Origin of the sequence: Domibacillus indicus (assembly GCF_000970685.1) — a bacterium.
Classification (GTDB): Bacteria; Bacillota; Bacilli; order Bacillales; family Domibacillaceae; genus Domibacillus; species Domibacillus indicus.
This window is the reverse complement of record NZ_LAJB01000008.1, coordinates 78,193-94,889: the sequence shown is the minus strand read 5'-3', so window position 1 is coordinate 94,889 and position 16,697 is coordinate 78,193. Positions and strand designations below refer to the sequence as shown.

Here is a 16,697-nt window from a genome sequence, read left to right as displayed (position 1 = left end):
GAAAAGTCGCTTTTTTTGTTAATCTCTTCGTTATTCGACAAAAAACTGTTATAATTAGAAATAAAATGGAAGGGATGACCATATTCGGTTAATTTTCAGCCGTACTTTAAACGAGCTAATCGGATTCTCATTCTACTGGATTTTTCTGGACAATAAAGAAGGCTGGCTGTATTATGTAAAACACCTTTTAGTTTTATCTGTTTACTCACTGCCAAAAATCGAAGCAGCAGCAAAGATGCCCCTATTATTCAACTCGCATACATAATCATACCTTATTTAAATTGAATATAAACGTGCATAATTAATTTTTTTGCTTTTTTTGAAACTTTTATATGCCAATGTCCGTATTACTACATACCGCGAGGGCGGAGGGAGAAGAAATGGATTTAATTGTACAAAGACGAATTAAACAAGTAATAAAAGGAGATCAAAACGCATTTGGAGAAATTGTCGAGCTTTATAAAGACAAAGTATACCAGATCTGTTTTCGTATGCTCTGGGACCGCCACGAGGCTGAGGATGCCGCCCAGGAAACCTTCTTGAAAGCTTTTTTAAATATACACACATATAATCAAAATAAAAAGTTTTCAACATGGCTGTACCGAATTGCAACAAATCTGTGCATTGATAAAATCCGTAAAAAAAAGCCGGATTATCATTTAGACGCAGAAATCGCCGGAACAGAAGGGCTTAATATGTATTCTCATGTGGCGTCAGGCGGCCAGCTTCCCGAGGAAGAAGTAGAAGGACTGGAAGTACAAGCATCAATCCATAAAGCAATAATCATGCTTCCAGAAAAGTATCGTTCGGTGATTGTCTTGAAATATATTGAAGAATTGCCGCTGCAGGAAATAGCAGATATATTAGAACTGCCTCTTGGCACCGTAAAAACACGTGTGCACCGGGGACGTGAAGCACTGCGTAAGCATCTGCGGCATTTGTGAGAAAGGGTGCGATGAGCGATGACATCTTGTCCAAAGCAGATTGTTCATTATATGCATGAGTATCTGGATGGGGATATTCAAGAAAAAGCAAAGCAGGAATTAAAATTTCATATTGAAACATGTGCGGACTGCCAAAAGCATTTTGCGGAATTAAAGAAAACTATTGCACTGGTTCAAAGTGCTTCCCATATTGAAGCTCCTGCCGGTTTCACAGCGAGAGTGCTCTCACTCCTTCCGAAAGAAGGAAAAAAAATCGGAATTGAACGCTGGTTCCGCAACCACCCGTTCTTAACCGCAGCAGCCCTATTTCTTTTATTAATGAGCGGCGGCTTTGCCTCACTGGCCAGCCAGGAAAACAATCATTTTGCTTTCACCAAAAACAGTGAGCTAAAAGTAGAAAATGAGACTGTGATTGTCCCTGCTGGAACAGTAATTGAAGAGGATATCATTGTGAAAAACGGGGATATTCGGATTGAAGGCTCCGTAAAAGGCGATGTTACCGTTATAAACGGGGAACGCTTTATGGCATCCGCTGGAAACGTAACAGGTGAAATTGAAGAAATAGACCAGTTATTCGGCAGAATTTGGTATGAAATAAAGTCATTATTTCAATAAGAAGCAGACGGGTATCGTCTGCTTCTCTTCGGCTTGTATGTTATAATGGACAGGTTAAGGAAGAAAGTGATTTCTTCACGGCTCCGTAATTCCAACCTGGAGGATCTAGTATGCCGTTTACGACTTATTTTCAAGATTATACATTTATTGATTATTTATCGAACACGATTGATATATTGCTCGTCTGGTATGTTGTTTACAAACTACTAATGGTAATTAGAGGAACGAAAGCTGTTCAATTGTTAAAGGGAATTTTTGTTATTATTATTATTCGGGCGATTGCCGGATTTACCGGGTTAGATACGCTGAGCTGGATAATGCAGCAGGCGCTGACTTGGGGTTTTCTCGCCGTTATTATTATCTTCCAGCCTGAAGTGCGCCGTGCATTAGAACAGTTAGGGCGCGGGCGGATTTTTTCCCGCAGCGCCATTCAGGAAGATGAGGAGCAGCGCAAAATTATTGACGCGCTCGTTAAATCTGTTCGTTACATGGGAAAACGCAGAATTGGGGCATTAATCTCTATTGAAAAAGAAACGGGAATGAATGATTATATTGAAACAGGCATTCCGATGCAGTCTGTTATTACTTCCGAGCTTTTAATTAACATCTTCATTCCAAATACACCATTGCATGATGGAGCCGTTATTATTCAAAAGGATCAAATTGCGGCAGCGGCTTGTTACCTGCCGCTTTCTGAAAATCCATTTATTTCAAAGGAGCTCGGAACAAGGCACCGGGCTGCACTTGGTATTAGTGAAGTTACCGACAGTTTAACCATTGTTGTCTCGGAAGAAACAGGCGCCATTTCAGTTACTCGAAATGGCGACTTGTACCGTGATTTAACGGAAGAGGAGTTTCAGGATATTTTGGAGCACCAGTTATTAACTGGAATTGTTAAAAATGATTCTTCTAACCGCTGGACATGGAAGGGGCGCAAAAATAATGGATAGTTTCATTGAAAACAAATGGTTCACAAGAATTGTTGCGTTTCTGCTGGCTTTTTTGCTGTACATGACTGTGAATTTTAGTGACTTTGAAGCTGTGCAGCCGGCAGGTGATTCAACCGAGATATTGACGAATGTACCGGTAAAGGCCTATTATGATACAGAAAATTTATATGTATCCGGGGTGCCGGAGCAGGTCCGTGTTGAACTGTCGGGGCCGAAAAGTATTATTGAATCAACAAAGCGGCTGCGGGATTTTGAAGTAATGATTGATTTAACTGATTATGAAATCGGAAAACACCGGGTAGCCATTAAACACAAAAATTTTTCTGATAAACTTGATGTAACGATTTTGCCTTCAGCGGTGGATGTGACCATTGAGGAAAAAGTGACAACCACAAAAACCGTTACACCCGAGTTCAATGATTCCGCTCTTGCGGAGGGCTACCAAGTAGAAAACGTAACCGTTGCTCCTCATGAAGTAGAAGTAACGGGCTCTGAATCAGATATTGAGAAAATTGCTTTTGTCCGTACTGCTTTAACAGGAGAGGATGAAATTAGCGAGGAAACCACAGCCACTGCAGCGGTTCAGGTGTTAGACGGAAACTTAAATAAATTGGATGTGAAAGTGGAGCCGGCTACCGTGCAGGTTTCCATTTCAGTTAAAAACCCAAGCAAAAAGGTTCCGTTGAATGCTGTTTCAAAAGGAACGCCGGCAAATGATCTTACTGTTACCTCCCTTGAACCGGATATAAGTGAGATTACGATTTACGGGAAAGAGTCCGCTTTGAAGGAGCTAAAAGAATTTTCACTTCCGGTTGATGTGAGCGGTGTAACGAAAGATACAACGCTGACAGTCCCGGTTAATCTTGGAGAACAATTTAACTTTTCATCGCCGCAGGAAGTAAAGGTAAAAGTTACAGTCGAAAAATCAACGGACAAATAATAAAAAGCCGTTTTGATAAAAGGAGAGAAAACAATAGATGGGTAAGTATTTTGGTACAGATGGTGTCAGAGGTGTCGCAAATGCAGAGTTGACGCCGGAGCTTGCGTTTAAGCTGGGCCGGTTTGGCGGTTATGTATTAACAAAAGACGCTGATCGTCCAAAAGTGTTAATTGGACGGGATACACGTATTTCAGGACCGATGCTTGAAGGAGCGCTTGTAGCGGGACTTCTTTCTATTGGAGCAGAGGTTATGCGCCTCGGCGTTATTTCAACGCCGGGAGTGGCATATTTAACAAAAGCGCTGGATGCGCAGGCAGGCGTCATGATCTCTGCTTCTCATAACCCTGTTCAGGATAACGGCATAAAGTTTTTTGGATCAGACGGGTTTAAGCTTTCTGATGAACAGGAAGCTGAAATTGAAAAGCTTCTTGATCAGGAAAAAGATCTTCTGCCACGCCCTTCAGGAGCAGATCTTGGTTCATTAAATGATTACTTTGAAGGCGGGCAAAAATACCTGCAATTCTTAAAGCAGTCTGTCGATGAAGACTTTGAAGGAATTCATGTCGCTCTTGACTGCGCGCACGGTGCCACTTCCTCGCTTGCTGCTCATTTATTTGCAGACCTGGAAGCGGACATTTCTACGATGGGTGCTTCACCGAACGGTTTGAATATTAATGATGGCGTGGGGTCTACTCATCCGGAGAAGCTGGCACAGTTTGTAAAAGAAAAAGAAGCAGACCTTGGCCTTGCCTTTGACGGGGATGGAGACCGTCTTATTGCAGTTGATGAAAAAGGAAATATTGTCGACGGCGATCAAATTATGTTTATTTGCGCGCGCTATATGAAAGAGCAGGGACGCTTGAACAATGATACGATCGTGTCAACCGTTATGAGCAACCTTGGTTTTTACAAAGGCATTGAAGAGCATGGAATTAAAAGTGAACAAACGGCTGTCGGTGACCGCTACGTTGTAGAAGCAATGAAAAAATACAACTATAATCTAGGCGGAGAACAGTCCGGGCACATTATTTTCCTTGATTACAATACAACAGGTGATGGCCTGCTCAGCGGCCTTCAGCTTGCCAATATTATGAAAGCCACGAAAAAATCTCTTTCCGAGCTGGCATCAGAAATGAAGAAGTTTCCGCAGAAGCTTGTGAATGTCCGGGTAACAGATAAATACCATGTGACAGACAATGCAAAAGTGAAAGCAGAAATTGAAAAAGTAGAAGCCGAAATGGCTGGAAACGGCCGGGTGCTTGTCCGCCCTTCCGGTACTGAGCCGCTTGTTCGGGTTATGGTAGAAGCTGCTACTGAAGAGCAATGCTACGCATACACAGATCGTATAGCAAAAATTGTCGAAGAAGAAATGGGGCTTCACGTATAATAAAAAAGAAGTTCGGCAGCCGGTTTTAAACGGGCTGTCCGGCTTCTTTTTGTTTTAAAGCAGCGGCTGTTTTTCCGGGAGCCGTTCCATTTTCGCATAAGCCTGCATCTCTTAATAGTGTATTCTTCTTTTGAATGGCTGCCGCGCTGCCTGATCTCCTGTTTTTAGGAAGCAAAAATTATTTTTTCGTTGACGAAACAGATAGAACGCGGTATGATTATCGTGTTTTTATCTGTACATAGAAAGGAGCGAGAGAGATAGATACGTGTTTTATTAAAAGCGCCTGAACTGAACCGGACGACCATACGTTCAGTTGACGAGGAGGAGGTTTATCGATGATTCGGCGGATACCTCCCGGCTGCAGGTACACAGCTGTTATGTTTATTCTTAAAACAAGGGGGCAACCTTTTGCACAAAGGAATGGAACATGTGCCTAAAAAACAATAAAAATATGAAGGAGCGCGGCAGGCAATGTGCCCCAGCCGGCGCTTGTTTGCCGACGCCTCTCACCGGGAGGAAAAATTATGTGCGGAATAGTTGGATATATCGGCAGTGAGGATACGAAAGAAATTTTATTGAAAGGGCTTGAAAAGCTCGAATACCGCGGCTACGACTCAGCCGGTATTGCTGTGCGCAACACAGAGGGTGTGCACATTTTCAAAGAAAAAGGACGTATCGCTGATTTGCGTGAGATTGTAGACGAAGATGTACAATCCTATGTAGGAATTGGTCACACTCGCTGGGCGACTCACGGTGTGCCAAGCCGGTACAACGCGCATCCACACCAGAATGCAGGCAGCCGTTACACAATTGTACACAACGGCGTTATCGAAAACGATGAGCAGCTGAAACGCGAATATCTGCTGGATGTGGCACTTCAAAGTGATACAGACACAGAAGTCATTGTGCAACTGATCGGCTTATTTGCAAAGGATGGATTAACAACAGAAGAAGCATTCCGTAAAACGCTTGGTCTTTTAAAAGGCTCTTATGCGATTGCTCTTTTGGATAAAGAAGACGAAGACACGATTTATGTGGCGAAAAACAAAAGCCCGCTTTTAATCGGTCTTGGTGAAGAGTGCAATGTTGTTGCATCTGATGCAATGGCAATGCTTCAAGTAACGAATCAATTTGTAGAATTGATGGACAAAGAAATGGTCATCGTCACAAAAGAATCCGTTACAATCAAAAATGAAAACGGCGAACGTATTGAACGTGCTCCTTATACAGCGGAATTAGATGCCGGAGATATTGAGAAAGGCACATATCCGCATTACATGTTAAAAGAAACGGATGAGCAGCCATTTGTTATCCGTAAAATTATGCAGGCATACCAGAACGAGCAGGGCGAGCTTGAGGTAGACCAGAACATCGTTAATGCGCTGAACGAAGCGGACCGTCTTTATATTGTTGCATGCGGCACAAGCTACCATGCAGGCCTTGTCGGCAAGCAATATTTAGAGCAAATGGCGAATATTCCAGTGGAAGTGCATGTAGCGAGTGAATTCGTCTACAACATGCCGCTTCTATCGAAAAAGCCGCTCTTTATCTTTATTTCTCAAAGCGGTGAAACAGCAGACAGCCGTGCTGTACTGGTAAGAATAAAAGAGCTTGGATTTAAAGCTCTCACTATTACGAACGTAGCGGGCTCTACGCTGTCACGTGAAGCAGATTATACGATGCTTCTTCATGCTGGCCCTGAAATTGCAGTGGCGTCTACAAAAGCGTACACTGCACAAATTGCCGTTCTGTCTATCCTGGCAGATGCAGCAGCGAAAAAAGCCGGCATCGATACAGGGTTCGATCTTGTACACGAGCTCGGCATCGTAGCCAATGCGATGGAAGTTCTTTGCGATGCTAAAGAAGAATTCGAACAAATCGCGAAAGACTATCTGGCTACAACACGCAATTGCTTCTTTATCGGCCGTTCTGTTGACTACTATGTCGGCTTAGAAGGGGCCTTGAAGCTGAAAGAAATTTCTTATATCCAGGCAGAAGGCTTTGCCGGCGGTGAGCTGAAACACGGTACGATCGCGCTGATTGAAGACGGTACACCGGTAATCGCTCTGGCAACGCAGGAGTCTGTGAATCTAAATATCCGTGGAAACGTAAAAGAAGTCGCAGCACGGGGTGCCAATACATGCGTAATTTCAATGAAAGGTCTTGAACAGGAAGGCGACCGTTACGTTCTGCCGCCAGTTCATGAACTTCTTGCACCGCTTGCAGCTGTTGTGCCATTCCAGCTGATTGCGTATTATGCAGCGCTTCACCGCGGCTGTGACGTCGATAAACCGCGTAACCTTGCAAAATCTGTAACAGTAGAATAATACAAAAAGCCGTCCGAACATCGGGCGGTTTTTTGTATAATAAAATGAATAAATCTTAATTTGAAAATAAAACCTAATCTACATTCTTTTTTTCAGGTGGCTGACTTTTTCGATTGAGCTAGGATAAAACGAGCAGAGAAAGGGTTCTTTTGATGAAACAACTTTGGTATGGCGGAACGATTTACACGATGGAACAAGAAAATAAAACAGTAGAAGCGGTCCTTGTAGAAGAAGGGAAAATTATCGCAGCGGGTGCTATGAACCAACTAATTGAAAAAGCGGAAGAGCGAATAGATTTACAGGGAGCAGCTATGTATCCGGGCTTTGTAGACAGTCATCTGCACATGATTTTCCAGGGGGAAACCTTTGTAAGGCTGGATTTATCGGCGGCTTCCTCGGCGGAAGAAATGCTGCAGCTGGTTCAAAAAGCTTCAGAGAGAACCCCGCCGGATAAATGGCTGTTTGGTGAAGGCTGGAATGAAAACAGCTTTGTCGATGCGCGTATTCCGGAAATAGAAGAGCTGGATGCTATCCGCAAAGGTCCAATTCTCTTAACAAGGGTTTGCCATCATGTGGCGCTAGGCAATACAGCAGCACTTTCAGCGGGTAGTATTGGAGAAGCGAGTGAGCCGCCGCCGGGCGGTGAAATCGGGCGAAATGCGGCTGGTTATTTGAACGGGCTTTTATATGACAAAGCCATTGATCCTGTTACAGAGGCAATTCCGAGAAAAGGAGCAGCATACCTCGATTATCTGACAGAAGTGCTCGAATTGGCAGTCAATCAAATGCTGTCATATGGATTAACTGGCGGTCACACAGAAGATATGCATTACTTTGGCAGCTTTGCCAATCCTCTAACTGCGTTTCGCCGTGTAATTGGAGAGAAGCAGCACTTTAGAGTCAGCCTTCTCAGGCACCATGCAGTGTTTGAAGAAATGATAAAAGCCGGGGTGGAGTTTGATGAGCCATTTATTGAGCCGGGGGCAATGAAGATTTTCGCAGATGGAGCACTGGGCGGCTCCACTGCGGCGCTGTCAAAGCCGTATGCGGATCAGCCGGACAATAAAGGGCTGCTGATTCATACGGATGAAGAACTGGAACAATTAATAAAGCTTGCGCGTAAATACGATGAAGCAGTAGCAGTACATATTATCGGCGATGCAGCCGCAGAGCAAGTATTGCAATTGATCGAAAAGCACCCAGTTCCAGCAGGAAAGCGGGACCGCCTTATTCATGGCTGTGTGCTGCGCCGGGACTTAATTGACAGAATAGCTGCCCTGCCTGTTGTCGTTGATGTGCAGCCGGCCTTTGTGCCTTCCGACTTTCCCTGGGTCGTCGACCGCCTGGGCAAAGAACGGCTGGACGTTGCTTATCCATGGAAAACGCTTTTGGACCGCGGTGTAATGTGTGCGGCTGGAACGGATGCACCTGTAGAAAACATCAATCCTCTTCTATCTATTTATGCGGCGGTCGAACGCAAAAAGCCGCATGAAGCGCATGACGGCTATGGAGTGGAACAAAAACTCTCCCGTTTTGAAGCGGTTCAAATGTATACCCTCGGCAGTGCACAGGCTATTGGCAAGGAGCATGAACGAGGGCTGATTAAACCCGGCTATGCGGCAGATTTTTCAATTTTCGACCGTGATTTGTTTGCCGGCACCTCCGAAGATATGCTGGCCGCCAGAGCGGTTAAAACCGTTGTGGAAGGTCGTACCGTGTACAGCAGAGATAAAGGCGTTTAATAAGGGCGCATTGCTCGCATTGAAAGTCCCTTATTTTATAATTTAAATAAATAAGGGACCGATAACGTGGATCATGAGGTCGGCCATGAAATGAGCGATAATAGCAAATTCAAGGCCTGTAAAAATAAACAGAGCGCCGAACACGATGCCGCCTATTCCATTTATAAGAAGCATGCTTGCGAAAAGTCCCCATGTCATATCAAAGTGAGCCTCGGCTGTACTGTAGTGCGGAGAGCCAAAAATTACAGCGGACAAACAAATAGCGGTCCAGATGCGAAAAAGAGTAATGCTTTTTTCCTTGCTTTCGTCAAAAGCCTGATAAAGAAAGTAACAAGAACAAGGCGCAGCATGGACTCTTCATTTACCGCTGCTCCAAAAGACTCCAATATAGGTCACTGAATACCGCGTTTTTTAAAGCTGCCGCTGCGCCCTTCCAATATGTCCGGGATCGCAATAAAAGCCATATTCATCAAAAAGATGCTGAACAGCGTTTACGTTTACTGCATTTTCTTTAGATAAGAGACGATTTGGATTAATGCTTTAAAGCTCGATACCATTTGTTTATTAGAGCCAAAATTCATAACGATATAAGCATCTGTAGAAGGATCATAAAACAGGTGGGTCGCAAGAATGCCGATATGTCCTTTTACTTTTGGGAGGCCTCTTAGAAGAAAAAAGAACTCTTCGAAATGAATCTCCATCATGCCTGTCCCATAATAGATACCCTTCCTGAATTTGGAGAGACTTTTTTCCATCATCTGTACTTTCTCTTTCTGGAATAAAGACCCCGCTCTAAAGCCCTTGTAAAAAGAGAGAAGGTCTGCGGGTGTCGAAATGATTCCTCCTCCGGACCAGTCGGCGCTCAAGCTTTGATTGAAGGTTATATTGGTGCCGTTCAGCCAAACAGGCTGAAATGCTTTTTTTGGATGGAAAGGCTCAGAGCAGTAAAGCAAATAGGAATCATTCATGCCAAGCGGCTGAAAAATATATTGGTGGAGACTTTCGTGAAAAGGCCTGCCGGTCACTTTTTCAATAAGCAGTCCAAGCAGAATATAACCTGTGTCCGAGTAATGAAATTTCTGTCCAGGCAGGCCGGCTGCCTGCTGGCGCTCTCTTGTAAAGTCAATGAGTTCAGATGGTGACCATTTTTTATCCGGGTTGGAAATAATTAATTCCATCATCGATTCTCCGAATTGTACCTTGTCTTCAAAATAGTCGGCAACTCCCGACGTATGAGTCAGCAGGTGTTCAACTGTTACCTTCTCTGCATAGTCTTTGCCTTGAATAAGAAAAAGTCCTTCAAGCTCGCTCGCTGTAAAATATTTTAGAAGCGAGTCTTGCAGGGAAACATCGTTTTTTTCGGAGAGAATCATAATAAGCGAGGCAGTAAAAAGCTTGCCTATGCTGGCTATATGAAACGGCATATTCCACTTTTCGGAAGGATATGTATAATGAAAATCCAGCTTATCAGTTTCAACAAAAACCTGAATTCCGGCTGTCTCTTTTTTTCGCTGAAGCTTAGAGAAGTATCGGTCAAGATGGATTTTGGCGGCTTCTTTACTAATCGTTTTCAAGGCATATTCCTCCGTTTATTAATGAGATCGGTTACCGTATTTTAACCTTATGTTCATAAATGGAAATCATGCTGTTTTCATTATAACTCTCTATTTTCCCTTTACCTAATATTATCCAATCTTTTTTTAGTAAAGACCATTCACACGAGAAAAATAAATCCAGGAGAAAGAATCAGAGCGCTGTTTTCGTTTTTAATAAGGGGGTATTTAAAGAAAAAGCAGAAGACCTGGAGAAAAATGAAAGGCATCAAAGTAAGATCATTTCTAAAAATCTTTCAGAAAGAATAATAGGAGGAATATATGAAGACGGGCCGCTATTTAATCAAAGAAAACCAAAAGGTGGATCTTCAGGAGTATAAAACGACAGAGGAGCATGGCCTGGAGGAAGCAGAACTGCTGGACAGACGTATTCCAGAGAGTGTCAGTAAGCTGAAAGAGCTGCATTGGAAGCTTTATGCGGAAGCGAAAAAGGGAATACTGGTCGTTCTTCAGGCGATGGATGCGGCCGGGAAGGACGAGGCAATCAGTTATATTTTTTCAAATTTGAATGCCCAGGGTTTGAAAACCACTACACTTGGAAAGCCTTCTGCGACGGAACTCAGCCATGATTATCTCTGGCGCGTCCATGAAGCGCTGCCCGCAAGAGGACAAATTGGCATTTTAAATCGTTCGCATTATGAGGAAGTTATCGCACCGAGAGTGCATGATCTGCTCGGAGATGAAATGATTCCTGACCATGTAAGCAAAAAAGAAGATATCTGGCCAATCCGTTACCGGCAAATTAACGATTTTGAACGATACATGGTTGAAAATGGATTTTTAGTAGTAAAGTTTTTCTTTCATCTATCAAAAGAAGAGCAGAGAAAACGGCTGCTGGAACGCATGAAAGATCCGAAGAAAAATTGGGAGTTTTCCTTTAATGACGTTCGGGAACGGGAGCACTGGGACGATTATCAGAAAGTATTTGAAGAGATGCTGAGTCATACATCGACCGACTCCGCCCCGTGGTACGTGCTTCCCGCTGACGATGAATGGTATTCCCGCTATCTTATTACAGAAGTGATGATTGAGTGCCTGGAAAAAATAAATCCGCAGTTTCCGGAAATTTCAGCCGAGAATCGAAAGAAGTTGGATGAATATATTGAGAGGCTTGAACAAGAGCAGACAGGTGGCTTTGAAAATCAAAAATATTGATTCGCTGGAATAAAAAGTGAATAGAGGATTTTAACGCCGTTTAATTAAGGAGGGAGAACAATGCCTGAATATAAAATGAACACAAAAACGGAAGACCGTGAATTGATAATGGAACAAGTTTTTGATGCACCGCGTACTCTTGTTTTTCAGGCGTTTTCAAAGCCAGAGCACCTGGAAGCCTGGTGGGGGCCTCAAGGATGTGAAACCGAAAGCCGCCAATTTGAATTTAAGCCTGATGGTGTATGGCATTTTTGCATGCGGTGTGCGGATAAAAGCCAGGGGGAATATTATGGAGAGGAATCCTGGAGCAAAGCGGTTTTTCACGAAGTCGTCCAGCCGGAGAGAATCATGTATACGAATCTGCTTACAAATGAAGAAGGCAATATTATTGAAGGAACGCCTTCCGTTCAGATGGACATCCAATTTGCAGAAGATGAAAACAGAACCAGGCTTATTGTCCGTTCCCGGTTTGCTTCTGCAGAAGAGCTCCAGCAGGTCGTGGAGATGGGAATGGTACAGGGATTTTCCTCACAATTTAACCGCCTTGACGATTTTCTTAAAGAGCTTCAATAGCCAGAACACCGCATAAACCAGAGAAAGGGTTTATGCGGCTTTTTATTACTTCGTTCCTGTGTAAATGAAAATTGCATCACGTAAAAATTCGGCTCCGCCTTTTACTTCTTTGTCGTAATACGCCTTGAAGCGTTCATCCGACACATACATTTCCGCAAGACCGGCATGCGCTTCCTTTGAATAGTCCGGCCAGGAATACATCAGCCACTCCCGATGCTTGCCTGCAAGCTCCTGTGCCTTGACCGACCCGGGATCTCCGTCCGTGCAGGCTTCCTTCAGCAGCGAAAGAACTTCTTCACCCAGTTTATTCATGGCAGTGTAATCTTCCGGGGACATATTTCGCAGCTTTGTATTGCTTGCATCGATAGTATGATCGCCATATTGCTTCCGAATTTCCGCCCCATATTTCTGCTCGTTTTCTTCAATCATTTTTTCCTTCAGCCCTTCGAACTTTTCATTATTTTGCATGGGTATCCCTCTTTCCTGGCTGGCGATTGTTTTTTCGACAGTCGCCATGATTTTCTCAAGGCGGGTGCATTTTTGCTGAAGCTTTTTGTAATGGTTTTTTAGTGCAGCCGTTGAATCAAAGCCGGGCTCATTTATAATCGCTGCAATATCTTCAAGGCTCACCTCCAATTCCCGGTAAAACAAAATGTGCTGCAAAGAATCAACTTCTTTTGGCCCGTAAATACGATAGCCGGATGAATTGATTCTGGCTGGTTTTAACAGCCCGATTTGATCGTAATAACGAAGCGTTCTTGCGGTAACACCTGACAGCTGTGCCAATTTGTTAATCGTATATTCCATAGCAGCCCTCCTGATAGTTATTATCCTAAACGTTTACGCAGCGTGAAGGTCAAGAAGAAATAAAAATTTTTCTGGTTTTTTGATTTCTGGAATTTTCCGGGAGCATGTTTTTTATTTTCATTTCATCTATTTGGAAAGGTACATTTTCCAGTCTGTATCATGAATTAATCTTTTAAATTAGAGAGGAAACAAATAGTTCAACGATATGCATAAAATGAATGGTAGGGAGTAACATGTAAAGAAGATAAACGGATAGAGGAGCAGGGGACAGATCTTTAAAATGTATAAATTAATTATTGGGATAAAATGTAATTATTTTAAAAAAATAATGAACAGAAATTAAAAATAGCTATAGAAAGATGATTTGTCGTATAATGGTAAAAGAGAGTCATTCTTCAATTCTATTTAGGGCATTTTGTCGACTGCCTGATTGAACTATGGAGGTGCTTTTTTTACATCAGAAATTATCTTAAATACTTAGGAGAACACCAGAATGCATGAAACGAACTCTTCTTATATTGAAACTGCTGCGCTTCCAGCTATCATAAAACGTCTCCTTGACCTTTCAGGCAGCAAGGCTGCTGTTGAAATTCATCAATCTGCCGGCCGGCAGACGATTGCCGGCGGGAAATACAGTTTATCCCAGCATAAAATTATTCTTTATTGGGATGGCATTGAAGCGCAATGCCGCCTCTTGTATGGCTCATTAAAGCCATTCGAACAGCATTTAGCGGCTGTCTTTGCCCATGAGCTGGGGCACGCTGAAGATCCTGAGCTGGAGTTTCTGGCCGATGAAATAGACCGCACAGACGACCCGCTGCAAAAAAAGCGGCTTGCCCTCCGTATCGAAACCAATGCATGGAGTTATGCAAACCGTCTTCTTCAAGAAGAAAACAGTGAATTTTTACAATTTCTTATGCATTTTTCACTTGAGCCTTATCATAGCGGAGATGCTGCATAATAAAACTAAACAAAAAAGCCTGCGGGCAGATCCCTTGTTGTAAAGGGACTGTCCGCAGGCTTTTGTTATGAACCAAATACAAGGTTATTTGCTTTTAAGAGCGGCGGCTTTTCTGTCCGCCTTTGCGGCCGGCTTCTTCTCTGCTCATTTTGCCATCATTGTCATCGCTGGAATTGGATCTTGCTCTTCCGCCTTTTTCACCGATTTCCTGGTAAAATTCTTTATCATGGCTGTCAGCAGTAGCTTCTCCGCCTTTTTTACCGATTTCCTGATAAAACTCTTTATCATGGTTTTCGGCAGTGGCTTCTCCGCCCTTTTGTCCGATTTCCTGATAAAATTCCTTATCATGGTTTTTTGCTGTAGCTTCTCCGCCTTTACGTCCTGCCTCTTCACGACTCATTTTATCATTATTTCTAGCCATTATTAGGTTCCTCCTCGGTAAATTTGGATTTCACTTACGCTTGTATGTTACCCGCCTCGCATTCTGCAAAACAGGGTTCAATAAAAATGAAACTAAAGAACCAAATATTGGATTGACGGTTGCGCGAGGCAAGATGGTTTGATCGTATTTTTCTCTTTTAAAAGGAGAAAATGACCATGCTGTCCTTGCTTATTGATCTTTAAAGCCATCTGGGTTCAGCGTTTATTCCGCAGCCTTTTATACTGCTAAAGATACAGATACAAAATTCAACGAATGTGGATGGCCTTTTTACTTAAAAAAGCTATATTTTGGTGAAAAAGGGGAAAACAAAGAAAAATATCTTAAAAGGAGAGATATAAATGTCTGGTGAAAATGGGATGCCAAAAGAAGAAGGGCTGGACCAAAGCCTGAGCCTTCTGAGAGAAGGATATTTATACATACCAAACCGGCGCCATTCCTTTCAAGCGGATGTTTTTGAAACACGCTTAATGGGCAAGCCGGCCATTTGTATGGGCGGCAAGGAAGCGGCGGAGCTTTTTTATGATACAACAAAATTTAAGCGGGCAGGGGCGGCACCAAAACGAGTCGTTAAAACCCTGTTTGGTGAAGGTGGTGTACAGACGCTTGACGGAGAAGCGCATGAACGCCGCAAAGCGGCTTTTATGTCGCTGATGGCTCCAAAGCACATTATGCGCCTGACCGATTTGGCAAGGGTGCATTGGACGAATGCAGCGGAAAAATGGACACAGCAAAAGGAAATTGTATTATATGAAGAAGCAAAAGAGCTGCTTTGCCGGATTGCCTGCGAATGGGCTGGTGTTCCGCTTGCAGAAGATGAAGTGAAACAGCGGACTGAAGAGTTTTCTGACATGTTTGAATCACCTGTTTCCGCAGGGCCGGAATACTGGAAAACGCGCCGTTCCAGACGAAAAGCGGAAAAATGGGTTGGCGGCCTGGTTGAGCAAGTAAGACAAAACAAGTTGCATCCTCCGGAAGAATCAGCCCTGTTTGTTTTTTCCCATTATAAAGAGCTGGATGGTGAATTATTGGATACCGAAACGGCGGCAGTGGAAGTAATTAATATTTTACGTCCAATTACAGCTGTATCCATCTACCTTGCTTTTACAGCACTGGCTCTGCATCAATTTCCAGAAGAAAAGCCGAAGCTTGCTTCTCCAGATTCCATTTACACTACTTATTTTATACAGGAGGTGCGTCGGTTTTACCCGTTTTTCCCGTTTACCGGAGCCAAAGTAACAGCAGACTTTGTGTGGAAAGGCATAACTTTTAAGAAAGATACCCTGGCGCTTCTCGATTTATATGGAACCAATCATGATCCAGCGCTCTGGGAAAACCCGGATTTGTTCCAGCCTGCCCGGTTTGAGGACTGGAAAAGAAGCCCGTTCGATTTTATTCCGCAGGGCGGAGGTGTTTATCATACCGGCCATCGCTGTGCAGGAGAGTGGATAACGGTTGAATTAATGAAAATAAGCGTAGATTTCCTTGTAAACCGCCTGGCTTACGCTGTACCTGAACAGGATCTCAGCTTCAGCATGACCAGCATGCCGAGTATGCCGAAAAGCGGGTTTATTATGAACGGCATTTCAATCATTCCAGGGAGTGAAAATAATGAAAATAGAAATTAATGATAATAAGCTTGAGCTGCTGGTAGGTGATATTACCAGGCAGCAGACAGAAGCAATCGTAAATGCAGCGAATGGATCTCTGCTTGGCGGAGGAGGCGTCGATGGTGCCATTCACCGTGCGGCCGGCCATGAGCTTTTAGATGAGTGCAAACGGGTTCGGATGGAAAAGTTAAATGGAGAAGAGCTGCCGGCTGGGGAAGCCGTTATTACGAAAGGCTGCGAACTTCCAGCCGATTGGATAATTCACACGGTCGGCCCTGTCTGGAATGGAGGGACGGAAAAGGAAGAAGAAAAGCTGGCCAGCTGTTATCGGAATGCATTAAAACTTGCTGCAGAGAAAGAACTGAAAAGTATTTCCTTCCCATCTATCTCAACAGGAGTGTACCGCTTCCCCATTGAGCAGGCATCCGTTATTGCCCTCCAAACAGTAATTGGCTTTCTAAGGGAGCATTCCTTTGGAAGCGTAGCATTTACGTTATTTTCTGAACATGACTACCGCGTTTACGAAGCGGCATTGAACAGAGTTTTACAGGACGAAGAAAACCGCTAAAAGCAGTTAGCGGTTTTTTTGCTGGAATAAAAGATGGTATGATGACAGAAAAAGTGAAAAAGGAAT

The 16,697-nt window shown here is 43.5% G+C and carries 15 protein-coding genes and 1 pseudogene; 12 read left to right on the top strand and 4 right to left on the bottom strand.

The genetic code is table 11. From position 1 onward, the window contains the following. Nucleotides 1-380: 380 nt before the first annotated feature. From sigW to VP98_RS11820, 7 genes are all read left to right on the top strand, one after another. Nucleotides 381-944, top strand: a complete 564-nt coding sequence (gene sigW / locus VP98_RS11850) for an RNA polymerase sigma factor SigW (RefSeq protein ID WP_046175601.1) — start codon at nt 381-383, stop codon at nt 942-944. Nucleotides 945-962: 18 nt separating this feature from the next. Further along, nucleotides 963-1,559, top strand: coding sequence for a zf-HC2 domain-containing protein (locus tag VP98_RS11845; protein WP_046175600.1), 597 nt, complete (start codon nt 963-965; stop codon nt 1,557-1,559). Between the two features lie 110 nt (nt 1,560-1,669). Beyond that, nucleotides 1,670-2,509, top strand: coding sequence for a diadenylate cyclase CdaA (gene cdaA, locus VP98_RS11840; protein WP_046175599.1), 840 nt, complete (start codon nt 1,670-1,672; stop codon nt 2,507-2,509). Next, a complete protein-coding gene (locus VP98_RS11835; protein ID WP_052712224.1) occupies nt 2,502-3,449 on the top strand; it encodes a CdaR family protein in 948 nt (315 codons plus the stop codon). The genes cdaA and VP98_RS11835 overlap by 8 nt, the downstream gene beginning before the upstream one ends. Nucleotides 3,450-3,486: 37 nt before the next feature. Further along, nucleotides 3,487-4,836, top strand: a complete 1,350-nt coding sequence (gene glmM, locus VP98_RS11830; RefSeq protein WP_046175598.1) for a phosphoglucosamine mutase — start codon at nt 3,487-3,489, stop codon at nt 4,834-4,836. Nucleotides 4,837-5,360: 524 nt separating this feature from the next. Beyond that, complete coding sequence (gene glmS, locus VP98_RS11825; protein WP_046175597.1) at nt 5,361-7,163, top strand: glutamine--fructose-6-phosphate transaminase (isomerizing); 1,803 nt, start codon at nt 5,361-5,363, stop codon at nt 7,161-7,163. A 152-nt stretch (nt 7,164-7,315) separates the two neighbouring features. Continuing rightward, a complete protein-coding gene (locus VP98_RS11820; protein ID WP_046175596.1) occupies nt 7,316-8,905 on the top strand; it encodes an amidohydrolase in 1,590 nt (529 codons plus the stop codon). A 42-nt stretch (nt 8,906-8,947) separates the two neighbouring features. On the opposite strand, the pseudogene VP98_RS11815 reads toward VP98_RS11820, so the two are convergent. Next, nucleotides 8,948-9,217, bottom strand: a pseudogene (locus VP98_RS11815) (CPBP family glutamic-type intramembrane protease); the annotation flags it as partial. Between the two features lie 185 nt (nt 9,218-9,402). Then, complete coding sequence (locus tag VP98_RS11810; RefSeq protein WP_052712223.1) at nt 9,403-10,479, bottom strand: serine hydrolase domain-containing protein; 1,077 nt, start codon at nt 10,477-10,479, stop codon at nt 9,403-9,405. A 300-nt stretch (nt 10,480-10,779) separates the two neighbouring features. On the opposite strand from VP98_RS11810, the gene VP98_RS11805 reads away from it, so the two are divergent. After that, nucleotides 10,780-11,673: a PPK2 family polyphosphate kinase gene (locus tag VP98_RS11805; RefSeq protein WP_046175594.1), complete on the top strand. Its 894-nt coding sequence runs from the start codon at nt 10,780-10,782 to the stop codon at nt 11,671-11,673. Between the two features lie 60 nt (nt 11,674-11,733). Beyond that, on the top strand, nt 11,734-12,246 hold the full coding sequence (locus VP98_RS11800) for an SRPBCC family protein (protein ID WP_046175593.1): 513 nt from the start codon (nt 11,734-11,736) through the stop codon (nt 12,244-12,246). Nucleotides 12,247-12,291: 45 nt separating this feature from the next. On the opposite strand, the gene VP98_RS11795 is transcribed toward VP98_RS11800, so the two are convergent. Then, nucleotides 12,292-13,053, bottom strand: coding sequence for a MerR family transcriptional regulator (locus tag VP98_RS11795; RefSeq protein ID WP_046175592.1), 762 nt, complete (start codon nt 13,051-13,053; stop codon nt 12,292-12,294). Between the two features lie 493 nt (nt 13,054-13,546). On the opposite strand from VP98_RS11795, the gene VP98_RS11790 reads away from it, so the two are divergent. Next, nucleotides 13,547-14,014, top strand: a complete 468-nt coding sequence (locus tag VP98_RS11790) for a hypothetical protein (protein WP_046175591.1) — start codon at nt 13,547-13,549, stop codon at nt 14,012-14,014. Between the two features lie 94 nt (nt 14,015-14,108). Here the strand turns inward: VP98_RS11790 and VP98_RS11785 are convergent, their stop codons facing one another. Continuing rightward, a complete protein-coding gene (locus tag VP98_RS11785) occupies nt 14,109-14,435 on the bottom strand; it encodes a KGG domain-containing protein (RefSeq protein ID WP_046175590.1) in 327 nt (108 codons plus the stop codon). 359 nt (nt 14,436-14,794) lie between these two features. Between VP98_RS11785 and VP98_RS11780 the strand changes: the two genes are divergently transcribed. Together VP98_RS11780 and VP98_RS11775 are read left to right on the top strand one after the other, a co-directional pair. Then, nucleotides 14,795-16,081 carry a cytochrome P450 gene (locus VP98_RS11780; protein WP_046175589.1) on the top strand — a complete coding sequence of 429 codons (1,287 nt, stop codon included), beginning with the start codon at nt 14,795-14,797 and terminating at the stop codon, nt 16,079-16,081. Further along, on the top strand, nt 16,065-16,631 hold the full coding sequence (locus VP98_RS11775; protein WP_046175588.1) for an O-acetyl-ADP-ribose deacetylase: 567 nt from the start codon (nt 16,065-16,067) through the stop codon (nt 16,629-16,631). The genes VP98_RS11780 and VP98_RS11775 overlap by 17 nt, the downstream gene beginning before the upstream one ends. Nucleotides 16,632-16,697: the final 66 nt, after the last annotated feature.

Bases quoted from the DNA above. Each gene is read 5' to 3' on its own strand.
- cdaA (WP_046175599.1), top strand. From the start codon at position 1,670: ATGCCGTTTACGACTTATTTTCAAGATTATACATTTATTGATTATTTA.
- VP98_RS11820 (WP_046175596.1), top strand. From the start codon at position 7,316: ATGAAACAACTTTGGTATGGCGGAACGATTTACACGATGGAACAAGAA.
- VP98_RS11805 (WP_046175594.1), top strand. From the start codon at position 10,780: ATGAAGACGGGCCGCTATTTAATCAAAGAAAACCAAAAGGTGGATCTT.
- VP98_RS11790 (WP_046175591.1), top strand. From the start codon at position 13,547: ATGCATGAAACGAACTCTTCTTATATTGAAACTGCTGCGCTTCCAGCT.
- VP98_RS11795 (WP_046175592.1), bottom strand. From the start codon at position 13,053: ATGGAATATACGATTAACAAATTGGCACAGCTGTCAGGTGTTACCGCA.
- VP98_RS11835 (WP_052712224.1), top strand. From the start codon at position 2,502: ATGGATAGTTTCATTGAAAACAAATGGTTCACAAGAATTGTTGCGTTT.
- glmS (WP_046175597.1), top strand. From the start codon at position 5,361: ATGTGCGGAATAGTTGGATATATCGGCAGTGAGGATACGAAAGAAATT.
- VP98_RS11800 (WP_046175593.1), top strand. From the start codon at position 11,734: ATGCCTGAATATAAAATGAACACAAAAACGGAAGACCGTGAATTGATA.
- VP98_RS11775 (WP_046175588.1), top strand. From the start codon at position 16,065: ATGAAAATAGAAATTAATGATAATAAGCTTGAGCTGCTGGTAGGTGAT.
- sigW (WP_046175601.1), top strand. From the start codon at position 381: ATGGATTTAATTGTACAAAGACGAATTAAACAAGTAATAAAAGGAGAT.
- VP98_RS11780 (WP_046175589.1), top strand. From the start codon at position 14,795: ATGTCTGGTGAAAATGGGATGCCAAAAGAAGAAGGGCTGGACCAAAGC.
- VP98_RS11785 (WP_046175590.1), bottom strand. From the start codon at position 14,435: ATGGCTAGAAATAATGATAAAATGAGTCGTGAAGAGGCAGGACGTAAA.
- glmM (WP_046175598.1), top strand. From the start codon at position 3,487: ATGGGTAAGTATTTTGGTACAGATGGTGTCAGAGGTGTCGCAAATGCA.
- VP98_RS11845 (WP_046175600.1), top strand. From the start codon at position 963: ATGACATCTTGTCCAAAGCAGATTGTTCATTATATGCATGAGTATCTG.